General features: G+C 62.2%; 13 protein-coding genes. 2 read left to right on the top strand and 11 right to left on the bottom strand.

Annotated features, from left to right (window positions below; genetic code table 11):
* Nucleotides 1–338 precede the first annotated feature (338 nt).
* From leuB to BJG93_RS28290, 11 genes are all read right to left on the bottom strand, one after another.
* On the bottom strand, nt 339–1,406 hold the full coding sequence (leuB, locus tag BJG93_RS28240; protein WP_027195357.1) for a 3-isopropylmalate dehydrogenase: 1,068 nt from the start codon (nt 1,404–1,406) through the stop codon (nt 339–341).
* Between the two features lie 26 nt (nt 1,407–1,432).
* Nucleotides 1,433–2,086, bottom strand: coding sequence for a 3-isopropylmalate dehydratase small subunit (gene leuD / locus BJG93_RS28245; RefSeq protein WP_027195358.1), 654 nt, complete (start codon nt 2,084–2,086; stop codon nt 1,433–1,435).
* 85 nt (nt 2,087–2,171) lie between these two features.
* The gene (locus BJG93_RS28250) at nt 2,172–2,330 is read right to left on the bottom strand and encodes an entericidin A/B family lipoprotein (RefSeq protein ID WP_027195359.1); all 159 of its coding nucleotides are present in this window, start codon (nt 2,328–2,330) and stop codon (nt 2,172–2,174) included.
* A 5-nt stretch (nt 2,331–2,335) separates the two neighbouring features.
* Nucleotides 2,336–3,745, bottom strand: coding sequence for a 3-isopropylmalate dehydratase large subunit (leuC, locus tag BJG93_RS28255; RefSeq protein ID WP_027195360.1), 1,410 nt, complete (start codon nt 3,743–3,745; stop codon nt 2,336–2,338).
* 318 nt (nt 3,746–4,063) lie between these two features.
* Nucleotides 4,064–5,365: a citrate synthase gene (gene gltA, locus BJG93_RS28260; protein ID WP_027195361.1), complete on the bottom strand. Its 1,302-nt coding sequence runs from the start codon at nt 5,363–5,365 to the stop codon at nt 4,064–4,066.
* 72 nt (nt 5,366–5,437) lie between these two features.
* Nucleotides 5,438–5,710 carry an FAD assembly factor SdhE gene (locus BJG93_RS28265; RefSeq protein ID WP_018424116.1) on the bottom strand — a complete coding sequence of 91 codons (273 nt, stop codon included), beginning with the start codon at nt 5,708–5,710 and terminating at the stop codon, nt 5,438–5,440.
* Nucleotides 5,711–5,789: 79 nt separating this feature from the next.
* Nucleotides 5,790–6,494: a succinate dehydrogenase iron-sulfur subunit gene (locus BJG93_RS28270; protein WP_027195362.1), complete on the bottom strand. Its 705-nt coding sequence runs from the start codon at nt 6,492–6,494 to the stop codon at nt 5,790–5,792.
* A gap of 26 nt (nt 6,495–6,520) precedes the next feature.
* Entirely contained in the window at nt 6,521–8,296 is a 1,776-nt protein-coding gene (sdhA, locus tag BJG93_RS28275; RefSeq protein WP_027195363.1) for a succinate dehydrogenase flavoprotein subunit, read from the bottom strand.
* Nucleotides 8,297–8,300: 4 nt separating this feature from the next.
* Nucleotides 8,301–8,669, bottom strand: coding sequence for a succinate dehydrogenase, hydrophobic membrane anchor protein (gene sdhD, locus BJG93_RS28280; protein ID WP_027195364.1), 369 nt, complete (start codon nt 8,667–8,669; stop codon nt 8,301–8,303).
* Between the two features lie 3 nt (nt 8,670–8,672).
* Complete coding sequence (sdhC, locus tag BJG93_RS28285; RefSeq protein WP_027195365.1) at nt 8,673–9,089, bottom strand: succinate dehydrogenase, cytochrome b556 subunit; 417 nt, start codon at nt 9,087–9,089, stop codon at nt 8,673–8,675.
* A gap of 157 nt (nt 9,090–9,246) precedes the next feature.
* Nucleotides 9,247–10,047 (bottom strand): GntR family transcriptional regulator, encoded by an 801-nt coding sequence (locus tag BJG93_RS28290; protein WP_027195366.1) that lies wholly within the window; start codon nt 10,045–10,047, stop codon nt 9,247–9,249.
* Between the two features lie 538 nt (nt 10,048–10,585).
* Here BJG93_RS28290 and BJG93_RS28295 point away from each other — a divergent pair.
* Nucleotides 10,586–11,569 carry a malate dehydrogenase gene (locus BJG93_RS28295; protein WP_027195367.1) on the top strand — a complete coding sequence of 328 codons (984 nt, stop codon included), beginning with the start codon at nt 10,586–10,588 and terminating at the stop codon, nt 11,567–11,569.
* Nucleotides 11,570–11,761: 192 nt separating this feature from the next.
* Complete coding sequence (locus BJG93_RS28300) at nt 11,762–12,766, top strand: HpcH/HpaI aldolase/citrate lyase family protein (RefSeq protein ID WP_027195368.1); 1,005 nt, start codon at nt 11,762–11,764, stop codon at nt 12,764–12,766.
* Nucleotides 12,767–12,804 lie beyond the last annotated feature (38 nt).

The following is a 12,804-nucleotide window of genomic DNA, read 5'->3' on the forward strand; positions in this document are numbered from 1 at the left end:
GAAACTTCCCCGCATCTTTGCCCGCAGTGACCGCGCGGGGAAGATGGGCGGGCACGACGGACGATCAGCGCTTCGTGATCGTTTTCGGGGTAATCGTTTTGATGGTAATGGCGAACTCGATAACACGGGCGGTTGTGCCGTGCACTTTGGAAATCGAGGAGATTTGGGAGCTCTGAGCCATCGAAACAATATACACGAAAACGGAAAACTGGCGGCGTTCTTCGCCGTATGACGCGCAAATCGGCCTTGTTTCAAGGGCCGATTCGCGATTTAAAAGACAGTATTGACGAGCCGACTGCCGCTAGCCTCGCGCTGCGAGCGCATGCGTTGCACGCGCCTTACAGCGCGGCTACGACGGCATCGCCCATCGCGGCTGTGCCGACCTGCTTGCAACCCGGCGTGAGAATGTCGCCGGTACGATAGCCTTGCTCGAGCACCTTCTTCACCGCGGTTTCGATGCGATCGGCCTGCTCCGCCTTGTTCAGCGAATAGCGCAGCATCATCGCGGCCGAGAGGATCGTGGCGAGCGGATTCGCCACGCCCTTGCCGGCGATATCCGGCGCTGAACCGTGCGACGGCTCATACAAGCCCTTGTTGTTCTTGTCGAGCGATGCCGACGGCAGCATGCCGATCGAGCCGGTCAACATGGCCGCCTCATCCGACAGGATGTCGCCGAACATATTGCCGGTCACGATGACGTCGAACGACTTCGGCGCCTTCACGAGCTGCATCGCGGCGTTGTCGACGTACATGTGCGACAGCTCGACGTCCGCGTATTCCTTCGATACGTCGATCATCACGTCCTTCCAGAACTGCGACGTTTCGAGCACGTTGGCTTTGTCGACCGAGGTCAGCTTCTTGCCGCGCTTTTGCGCCGCCTGGAACGCGACATGCGCGATGCGGCGCACTTCCGGTTCCGAATAGCGCATGGTGTCGAAGCCTTCCTTCGCGCCGGCGAACAGACCGTCCGGCGACGTACGCACGCCACGCGGTGCGCCGAAGTAGATGTCGCCGTTCAGTTCGCGCACGATCAGGATGTCGAGACCCGACACGATCTCTTCCTTCAGCGACGACGCGCCCGTCAGTTGCGGGTAGCAGATCGCCGGGCGGAAGTTCGCGAAGAGTTCCAGGTGTTTGCGCAGACCGAGAATCGCCTGCTCGGGGCGCAGCGCGCGTTCGAGCTTGTCGTATTTCCAGTCGCCGACCGCGCCGAACAGGATCGCGTCGGCTTCCTTCGCGAGCGCGAGCGTCGAGTCGGGCAGCGGGTGGCCCTTCGCTTCGTAGCCCGCGCCGCCGACCGGCGCTTCTTCGAGTTCAAACTGCTCGCCGAGCACGTTCAGGACCTTTACGGCCTCCTTGACGATTTCGGGACCGATGCCGTCGCCCGGCAATACTGCGATCTTCATGCGAATTCCTTGACTCATGGGTTCGTTTAACGGACGAGGCGATTGTTCAGCCACGGTTGTTTCGCGAGACGCTCCGCTTCGAACTGGCGGATCTTGTCCGCGTGACGCAGCGTGAGGCCAATGTCGTCGAATCCGTTCAGCAGGCAGTACTTGCGAAACGCCGCGACTTCGAACGGATATTCGGTGCCGCCGTCGGCCATGCGCACCACTTGCGCTTCGAGGTCGACCGTCAGTTTGAAGCCGTTGAACGCATACGTTTCGTTGAACAGATGATCGACCTGCTGCTCGGTCAGCACGATCGGCAGCACGCCGTTCTTGAAGCAGTTGTTGTAGAAGATGTCCGCGAAGCTGGGCGCGATCAGCGCGCGAAAGCCGTACTGCTGCAACGCCCAAGGCGCGTGTTCGCGCGAACTGCCGCAGCCGAAATTCTTGCGCGCGAGCAGCACCGAGGCGCCCTGGTAGCGGGGCTGGTTCAGCACGAAGTCCGGGTTCAACGGACGCTTCGAGTTGTCCTGGCCCGGCTCGCCGTGGTCGAGATAGCGCCATTCGTCGAACGCATTCGGACCGAAGCCCGTGCGTTTGATCGACTTCAGGAACTGCTTCGGGATGATCGCGTCCGTGTCGACGTTCTCGCGATCGAGCGGCGCCACGACGCCGGTGTGTACGGTGAATTTATCCATAACGCTTGCGCCTGTTCAGGACCGGGCAATGCGACGGGCGGCTGGAGACCTTCGCGCCGCATCGCCGGCAAAAATCAAAAACCGCTTATTTCTCAGCGTGATTGCTGATCGAATTGCCGAGGTGCGACATGTCCTCGCCGAACCCGTGCACCGTGTTGCAGCCGGCAAGACCGAGCAGGAGCCCGGCGAGCGTGCCGATTGCGAAGCGGCGCAATACAGTGATGCGATTCATGTTCTTCATCATGCGATTTATCCAAGCTTGCGAATATCGACGAAATGTCCCTCGATGGCTGCAGCCGCGGCCATTGCGGGGCTCACCAGATGCGTGCGGCCACCGGCGCCCTGACGACCTTCGAAGTTCCGGTTCGACGTGGACGCGCAACGCTCGCCCGGCTCGAGCCGGTCGGCGTTCATGGCGAGACACATGGAGCAGCCCGGCTCGCGCCATTCGAAACCGGCGTCGGTAAAGACCTTGTCGAGACACTCACGCTCCGCTTGCGCCTTCACGAGACCCGAACCCGGCACGACCATCGCCAGACGGATGTTCGGTGCGACGCGGCGGCCGAGCTTCTTCACGACGTAAGCCGCGGCGCGAATGTCTTCGATGCGCGCGTTGGTGCACGACCCGATGAAGATTTTATCCGGCTTGATCGACTCGATCGGCGCGTTCGGCTCGAGCGCCATGTACTTGAGCGCGCGCTCCATCGCGTCGCGCTTGACCGGGTCCTTCTCGCGTTCCGGATCCGGCACGCGGCCGTCGACCGGCGTGACCATTTCCGGCGACGTGCCCCACGTGACTTGGGGCACGATTTCGGCAGCATTCAACTCGACTACGCGATCGAAATGCGCGCCGTCGTCCGACTTGAACTGCTTCCAATACTCGACCGCGTGATCCCACTCGACGCCCTGCGGCGAGAACGGACGACCCTTCAGGTATTCGACCGTGGTGTCGTCGACGGCGACCATGCCGGCGCGCGCGCCCGCTTCGATCGCCATGTTGCAGACCGTCATACGGCCTTCCATCGACAGCGCACGGATCGTCGAGCCGCCGAATTCGATCGCGTAGCCGGTGCCGCCCGCCGTGCCGATCTTGCCGATGATCGCGAGCGCGATGTCCTTCGCGGTACAGCCGCGCGGCAGTTGGCCCTCGACTTTCACCAGCATGTTCTTGCTCTTCTTCTGCAGCAGCGTTTGCGTGGCCAGCACGTGCTCGACTTCCGACGTGCCGATGCCGTGCGCGAGCGCGCCGAACGCGCCGTGCGTGGACGTGTGCGAGTCGCCGCAGACGATCGTCATGCCCGGCAGCGTAGCGCCCTGTTCCGGCCCGATGATGTGGACGATGCCCTGGCGCAGGTCGTTCATCTTGAACTGCGTGATGCCGTAGGCGTCGCAGTTCGAGTCGAGCGTGTCGACCTGCAGCTTCGACACCGGATCGGCGATGCCGTGGCTGCGGTCCGTGGTCGGCACGTTGTGATCGGACACGGCCAGGTTCGCGCTGATGCGCCACACCGGACGCTTGGCCAGCTTCAGGCCTTCGAACGCCTGCGGGCTGGTCACTTCATGCAGCAGATGACGGTCGATGTAGAGAATCGCCGTGCCGTCGTCTTCCGTGTGAACCACGTGTGTGTTCCACAATTTGTCGTAGAGAGTCTGTGCCATGGTATGCGGGGTAGTAATGACTGCGGGCTGACTGTGTCGATCGATTATGCCACGCGATGCACCGCGATGGGCTGCTCGGACGGCGAAAAAACCGATAAAAAACAGGGAGTTGGCTGGTAGTGGCAATACCTGTATCGAGGTTACCCGGCAAGCGTGATCCCGGCGGCGCCCATGCGCCGCCTACGCGACCGGCAGCGGCGGCAGAAACAAAAACGCCCCAGCGGGTAGACCCGTTGAGGCGTTCCATTCGCTCCGATTTCGCGCGCCTGCGCGGCACAAATGCCGCGACGAAGCGCGCTTATCGGCGTCGGTCAGCGGTTAGCGCTGTGCGATCGGCTTCGCTTCACGCAGCGTCTCGCCGATGAACAGCTGACGCGGACGGCCGATCTTCTGCTCGGGATCGGCGATCATTTCGTTCCACTGCGCAATCCAGCCGACGGTACGTGCCATCGCGAAGATACACGTGAACATCGACGTCGGAATGCCCAGCGCGCGCTGCACGATACCCGAGTAGAAGTCGACGTTCGGGTACAGCTTGCGCGACACGAAGTATTCGTCTTCGAGCGCGATCTTTTCGAGTTCCATCGCGAGCTTGAACAGCGGGTCGTCGTGCAGGCCCAGCTCTTCGAGCACTTCGTGGCAGGTTTCGCGCATCAGCTTCGCGCGCGGGTCGTAGTTCTTGTAGACCCGGTGGCCGAAGCCCATCAGCTTCACGCCCGAGTTCTTGTCCTTCACCTGCTTGATGAACTCATGAATGTTGTCGACCGAGCCGATTTCTTCCAGCATGTTCAGCGCGGCTTCGTTCGCACCGCCATGAGCCGGGCCCCACAAACACGCGATACCCGCCGCGATACACGCGAACGGATTCGCACCCGACGAACCCGCGAGACGCACGGTCGACGTCGACGCGTTCTGCTCGTGGTCCGCGTGCAGGATCAGGATGCGGTCGAGCGCGCGCACCAGCACGTCGTTGACCTCGTAGTCTTCGCACGGGTTCGAGAACATCATGCGCATGAAGTTCGCGCTGTACGACAGGTCGTTCTTCGGATAAACGAACGGCTGGCCGATGCTGTACTTGTACGCCATCGCGACCAGCGTGGGCAGCTTCGCGATCATGCGGATCGCCGACACTTCGCGGTGATGCGGATTATTGATGTCGAGCGAGTCGTGATAGAAGGCCGACAGTGCGCCGACTGCGGCAACCAGAATCGCCATCGGATGCGCGTCGCGACGGAAGCCGCGGAAGAAGAACTGCATCTGCTCGTGCACCATCGTGTGCTTCGTGACGGTGCCGACGAATTGGGCTTTTTGCTGCGCGTTCGGCAGTTCGCCGTTCAGCAGCAGGTAGCAGGTTTCGAGGAAGTCGGCGTTTTGCGCGAGGTTGTCGATCGGATAGCCGCGGTAGAGCAGTTCGCCCTTGTCGCCGTCGATGTAGGTGATCGCCGAATTACACGCCGCCGTCGACATGAAGCCCGGGTCGTACGTGAATTTGCCGGTCTGGCCGTACAGTTTGCGAATGTCGATTACATCCGGGCCAATGGTGCCTTTGTAGATCGGCATTTCGACGCTCGGCGAATTATCGCTGAACGATAGCGTGGCTTTAACATCTGACGGGGTCATAGCACATCCTCAATCGAAGTATGGATACAGGGTTTCGATAATCGCACACCTGGAACAACGGACCGGCGGCGCTCAAGCGTTGCGCAGCAACTCCAGAACCCGGACCACGTCCGGATCGGCCAGATCGCCTTCTGGTTCCTTGCGCGCGAGCAGCAAGTCCATCAGGTCGTTATCGCTCAACTCCAGCAGGCGGGTGAGTGCGCCCACGTCGGCATCGCTGAGGTCATGCTCATATCGGCTGAAAAAACGCTCGAAAATCAAGTCGTTTTCCAGCAGGCCCCGACGTGCGCGCCAGCGAAGACGCGCGCGGCGGAGAGGGTCGGACTGATGCGATGTTTCGGTCATGTCGGTACGCCCCGCGCCCCGGCGCACAGACCGCCCTCTCGGGGACAGCGCGCGCCAGGGAGCGCGGGGCTCATTGATACTAGACAGTGCGGCGAACCATCAATTCCTTGATCTTGCCGATCGCCTTGGTCGGGTTCAGGCCCTTCGGGCAAACGTCGACGCAGTTCATGATCGTGTGGCAACGGAACAGACGGTACGGATCTTCCAGGTTGTCGAGGCGCTCGCCGGTTGCCTGGTCGCGGCTGTCCGCGATGAAGCGGTAGGCCTGCAGCAGACCAGCCGGGCCGACGAACTTGTCCGGGTTCCACCAGAAGCTCGGGCACGACGTCGAGCAGCTCGCGCACAGGATACATTCGTACAGGCCGTCGAGCTCGTCGCGTTCTTCCGGCGACTGCAGACGTTCCTTTTCCGGCGGCGGCGTGTCGTTGATCAGGTACGGCTTGATCGAGTGATACTGGTTGAAGAACTGCGTGAAGTCGCAGATCAGGTCACGCACGACGGGCAGACCCGGCAGCGGACGCAGCACGATCTTCTGCGGCAGGTCGTTCAGGTTCGTCAGGCACGCGAGGCCGTTCTTGCCGTTGATGTTCATTGCGTCCGAACCGCACACGCCTTCACGGCACGAGCGACGGAACGACAAGGTTTCGTCGAGCGCCTTCAGCTTGATGAGCGCGTCGAGCAGCATGCGTTCGTGCGAGTCGATTTCGATCTCGTACGTTTGCATGCGCGGTGCCGCGTCCTTGTCCGGATCGTAGCGGTAAATTTCAAATGTACGCTTGGCCATTTCTCTGAATTCCTTTGACTTGTGCCTTAGAAGGTACGCGCTTTCGGCGGCACCGATTCGACGGTCAGCGGCTTCATGTGAACCGGCTTGTAGTCGAGGCGATCGCCTTCGCTGAACCACAACGTATGACGCAGCCAGTTTTCGTCATCACGATGTTCGAAGTCGTTTTGCGCGTGCGCGCCACGGCTTTCCTTGCGCGCTTCGGCGGAGACCATCGTGGCGCGCGCCACTTCGATCAGGTTCGCCACTTCGAGCGCTTCGATACGGGCCGTGTTGAAGACCTTCGACTTGTCCTTCAGATGGATATGGTCGACGCGTGCGGCCACTTCGCGGATGGCTTCGACGCCTTCAGCCAGCAGGGCCGACGTGCGGAACACGCCAGCGTGCTTCTGCATCGTGCCGCGGATGTCGTTCGCGACCGACTGCGCGTACTCGCCCGAGGACGAATTATCCAGCTTCGCCAGACGCGACAGCGCGAAGTCGGCTGCATCTGCCGGCAGCGGCTTGTGTTCCTTCAGTTCCTTCACGTGCTTGACGATGTGGTTGCCCGCAGCGCGGCCGAACACCACGAGGTCGAGCAGCGAGTTCGTGCCGAGACGGTTCGCGCCGTGCACCGACACGCACGAGCATTCGCCCACTGCGTAGAAACCGTTGACGACTTCTTCGTGGCCGCGCGGCGTACCGACGACCTGGCCGTTGATGCTCGTCGGAATACCGCCCATCTGGTAGTGGATGGTCGGCACGACCGGGATCGGCTCTTTAATACAGTCGACGTTCGCGAACTTCAGCGCGATTTCGCGGATCGACGGCAGACGCTTCATGATCGTCTCGGCGCCGATGTGCGACAGGTCGAGCAGCACGTGATCCTTGTTCGGACCGACGCCGCGGCCTTCCTTGATTTCCTGGTCCATCGAACGCGAAACGAAGTCGCGCGGCGCCAGATCTTTCAGCGTCGGCGCGTAGCGCTCCATGAAGCGCTCACCGTTCGAGTTACGCAGAATACCGCCTTCGCCGCGCACACCTTCGGTGATCAGCACGCCCGCGCCGGCCACGCCGGTCGGGTGGAATTGCCAGAACTCCATGTCCTGCAGCGCGATGCCCGAACGGGCCGCCATGCCGAGGCCGTCGCCGGTGTTGATGAAAGCGTTGGTCGATGCCGCGAAGATCCGGCCCGCGCCGCCCGTGGCGAACAGCGTGGTCTTGCCTTCGAGGATGTAGACGTCGCCCGTTTCCATTTCCAGCGCGGTCACGCCCAGCACGTCGCCGTCGGCGTCGCGGATCAGGTCCAGCGCCATCCATTCGACGAAGAATTGCGTCTTGGCAGCCACGTTCTGCTGGTACAGCGTGTGCAGCAGCGCGTGACCGGTACGGTCAGCCGCCGCGCAAGCGCGTTGCACCGGCTTTTCGCCGTAGTTCGCGGTGTGGCCGCCGAACGGGCGCTGATAGATCGTGCCGTCGGCGTTGCGGTCGAACGGCATGCCGAAGTGTTCGAGTTCGTAGACGGCGTTGGGCGCTTCACGGCACATGAATTCGATCGCGTCCTGGTCGCCGAGCCAGTCGGAGCCCTTGATCGTGTCGTAGAAGTGGTAGTGCCAATTGTCTTCGCTCATGTTGCCGAGCGAAGCGCCGATGCCGCCCTGGGCAGCGACCGTGTGCGAACGCGTCGGGAACACCTTGGACAGCACGCAGACCGACAGACCGGCGCGCGCGAGTTGCAGCGACGCGCGCATTCCCGAGCCGCCCGCGCCGACGATGACCACGTCGAAGCGGCGACGCGGCAGAGAATTCTTGATTGCAACCATGCTTTTATACTCTCCAGAGAATCTGCGCAGCGTAGCCCGCACATGCGAGCAGCCAGAGGATCGTCAGCGCCTGAAGGACGAGACGCGTGCCAACGGGCTTCACGTAATCCATCCAGATGTCACGAATGCCAACCCACGCGTGATAGAACAGCGAGAGAAGCGTGACGAACGTGGCGAGCTTCATCCACTGCGTCGCGAAGATCGACGCCCAGCCGTCGTACGAGAAGTCGCGCGCGAGGAAGAACCAGGCGAGCAGAATCACGGTGTAGACCGCCATCACGCAAGCGGTGATGCGTTGCGCGAGCCAGTCGCGCAGACCGTAATGTGCGCCGACGACGAGACGCTTCGAACCGATTCGGTTATTGGCTGCCATTTTTTAGAATGCTCCGAACAGTTTTGCCGCGAATGCGATGGTGAGCAGCGACGACACGACGATCACGACGATGGAGGTCGACTTACCCTTCTCCTTCGACACGGCATCGTGGTTGGTGTCCATCAGCAGGTGACGGACGCCGGCGCAGAAGTGAAACAGAAAAGCCCACGCGAGCACGAGCGTGATGAGCTTGACGATGATATTGGAGAGGAAGCCCTTGAAGACTTCGAAGCTCAGTTCGGAAGTCAGGCTCTGATCGAAGAGGAACAGCAGGAACGGAAGGAAGAGAAACAACAAGGCACCGCTCACGCGATGCAGAATCGACACGCGCCCCGCCAGCGGGAGACGGTATGCCGTCAGTATTTGCCCGATACCGATGTTCCGGAATTCCGGCCTCGGTTTTTTTACGGCTTCTGCCATGCTAGACCCCTACTATGTAGTCACACTAATCCGCAATTTTAGCGCCTTTTTATATCGCGCTGCAGCGAAAACCACGCTGGGTCTTTTGCGGCGCGCGCAATGAAAGCGCCTTTCGATGGGCAGGCGTGTGGGACGCCGCGCCTCGTTTCAGCCCGATTCAACTCAGATCGTTCTGATAGTAATACCCGGTTGTGACATACCAACCTCGACGGACTTCGACCGGCCGGTCCCCGTACGTATAGGACACGCGTTCGACCGAGAGCAACGGAAAACCCGCTGGCACATGCAGCAGGTCCGCCACCGCAGGCTCCGCCGCGACCGCGCGGATTTTTTCCGTCGCGCGAATCATGCGCGTGCCGAATTCCGTCTCGAACATCGCGTAGAGAGGACCCTTGTACTCGGACAGCCGCTCGAGCGTGAGCCCGCGGAACACCGCGCCGGGCAGCCAGATTTCGTCGAGCACGGTGACTTCGCCGTCGAACTGCAGCAAACGCTTGATCAGCACGACCGGATCAGCGGGCTTCAGATCGAGCTGCCGAGCAATTTCCGCCGACGCGCGCAGCCGCCGGCATTCGAGCAGACGGCTCACGTGCGGGTGCTCGGCGCCGTCGTCGGCGAGCAATCTGAGAAAGCGGAATTGCGCGCGCTCTTCGTTGTGCGTCGCAACGAATGTGCCCTTGCCCTGGCGGCGCACCAGCAGGTTGTCGGCGGCCAGTTCGTCGATCGCCTTGCGCACGGTGCCTTGGCTCACCCTGAAACGCGCGGCCAGTTCGACTTCACTCGGAATGATCTCGCCCGGCTTCCATTCGCCGCTTTCGAGGCTCTGCGTAATCAAGCCCTTGATCTGTTGATACAACGGGCTGAAGGTCGGCGACGCAGCAGGAGAAACAGCGGATACACCTTCGCCCGCGGCCCCCTGGCCATTCGGGTTCGCAGGATTCGCCGGGTTCGAATTCATGCGCGCATTTCATCATAAAGGGCTGGGGCGCGTCTAGGGTTTTTCCCGGGATAGATGTGTCTTATATAAGACATAAGATACGGTTGACTTTGTCCCTTTCAACTCCTACACTCCTTGTCGAGCAAGGGTTTGCGGGTTTTTGCGGCGGCTGTTCGATGCGGCGCCGCGACGCTCAGGCAGCCACTCTGCACTATGCCGTCCCCTACGCAGTTCCGGTTTCGATTCGCCGCCATCCGTTGCACTCGCGCGCTGTACCCGTGTTGCACCCGCTGGCCAGACGCTTGCCGAAACGCGCTGTTTGCAGGAGCCCGCACCGTGCAGTTGCGACTCCGCCCGGCGCGAGCCTTGGACCATCCCTCCCGCTCGGCAGTACAGGTTTCCCGCACGGCGGTCTCGCCGCAGCGCGCCACCCGTCTCGGCACATTTCCGAGCCCGCACGCGAACAGTGAATTCCGCCGTGTTTCGCAACGCTTCGCTGAACGCGCATATAGAATGGCGTTTTCCCTAGCGTCTAACGCATCGTCCTGGAGATTTCTCAATGGCTAAGCCCGCAAAGCGCGTTGCCGTCACCGGCGCCGCAGGTCAAATCGCTTACTCCCTGCTGTTTCGCATCGCCAATGGCGACCTGCTCGGCAAGGACCAGCCGGTGATCCTGCAATTGCTCGATCTGCCGCAAGCGCAAGCCGCCGTCAAAGGCGTCGTGATGGAACTGGATGATTGCGCATTCCCGCTGCTGTCGGGCGTCGTGATCACGGACGACCCGAAGGTCGCGTTCAAGGACGCCGACATTGCGTTGCTCGTCGGCGCGCGTCCGCGTTCGAAGGGCATGGAGCGCAAGGATCTGCTGTCGGCCAACGCCGAAATCTTCACGGTTCAGGGCAAGGCGCTGAACGACGTCGCCAGCCGCGACGTGAAGGTGCTGGTGGTCGGCAACCCGGCCAACACGAACGCGTACATCGCGATGAAGTCGGCGCCGGATCTGCCGAAGAAGAACTTCACCGCGATGCTGCGTCTGGACCACAACCGCGCGCTGTCGCAACTGGCCGCCAAGTCGGGCAAGCCGGTCGCGTCGATCGAAAAGCTCGCGGTGTGGGGCAACCACTCGCCGACCATGTATCCGGATTTCCGCTTCGCTTCCGCGGAAGGCCAGGACCTGACCAAGCTGATCAACGACGACGAATGGAACCGCAACACGTTCATCCCGACCGTCGGCAAGCGCGGCGCGGCGATCATCGAAGCGCGCGGCCTGTCGTCGGCGGCATCGGCGGCTAATGCTGCCATCGACCACGTGCGCGACTGGGTGCTGGGCACCAACGGCAAGTGGGTCACCATGGGCATTCCGTCGGACGGCTCGTACGGAATCCCCGAAGACATCATCTACGGCGTGCCGGTGACCTGCGAAAACGGCGAGTACAAGCGCGTCGAAGGTCTGACAATCGACGCGTTCTCGCGCGAAAAGATGGACGGCACGCTGCAGGAACTGCTGGAAGAGCGCGAAGGCGTTCAGCATCTGCTCGGCTAAGCACCCGATGCGAACGAACCGGAACGCCGAAGCGTCAGCGCCGCGGGTTCCGGTTTTTTTCCGTGCGAATGGCCGTGCGATCATCGCCATTCGCGTCTGATTCGAACCTGCTTTGCCGGTGCCCGACGGCACACTCGCAGAGCACGCCCGAATCCGACATCCCAAATCCTCACCACGCCCCACACGCCGAAGATGCGCGTTCTCACACCCGCCGAAGTGCTGTTTGAGGGCGAAGCGCCGCCCACCGTACTGCCTGCCTGCGATCACTACGCGGGCAGCGAAAAGCTGATGCTGAAGTCGCTCGCATTGCAGCAGCAACTCGGCCCGGTGTTCGATGTCACGCTCGATTGCGAAGACGGCGCGCAGGTGGGCCGCGAGGCCGAGCACGCGGAGCTCGTCGCATCGCTGCTGGGCAGCGAGCATGACCGCTTCGGCCGCGTCGGCGTGCGCATTCATGACTTCGCTCACGCGCACTGGCGCGACGACGCACGCCTCATTCTGCGCGCTGCAAAGCGAGCACCCGCTTACATCACGCTCCCGAAAATCCGCCACGTCCATGATGCCGCCGAAATGATCGCGTTCATCGAGGCGACGCGGCGCGAGCTCGGCATCGCGCAGCCGGTGCCGGTGCAGTTGCTGGTCGAAACCCACGGCGCGCTCACGCGCGTGTTCGAACTAGCCGCGCTGCCGGGCGTCGAGGCGCTGAGCTTCGGCCTGATGGACTTCGTCTCCGCGCACGACGGCGCCATCCCCGATACGGCAATGCGCTCGCCTGGCCAATTCGATCATCCGCTGGTGCGGCGCGCGAAGCTCGAGATTTCGGCGGCCTGCCATGCGTTCGGCAAGGTGCCGTCGCACAACGTCAGCACCGAAGTGCGCGACATGAGCGTGGTCGCGAACGACGCACAGCGTGCCCGCAACGAGTTTGGCTACACGCGCATGTGGAGCATCCACCCGGCGCAGATCGAGGCGATCGTCGCCGCGTTCGCGCCGCGCGACGAAGAAATCGCGACGGCCACCGACATCCTGCTGGGCGCGCAAACCGCGCACTGGGGCCCGACGCGTCACGGCGATACGCTGCACGACCGCGCGAGCTATCGCTACTACTGGTCGGTGCTGCGCCGCGCGCAAGCCACCGGCCGCGCTGTTCCGCAAGATGCGGCGCCACTTTTTTCGAAAGTGAGCGCTAACGGATAGTCGGCGGCATGAGGAACGCGGTTCAAATGGCAGCGATG

This window comes from Paraburkholderia sprentiae WSM5005, assembly GCF_001865575.2.
In the GTDB taxonomy this organism is placed as follows: Bacteria; Pseudomonadota; Gammaproteobacteria; order Burkholderiales; family Burkholderiaceae; genus Paraburkholderia; species Paraburkholderia sprentiae.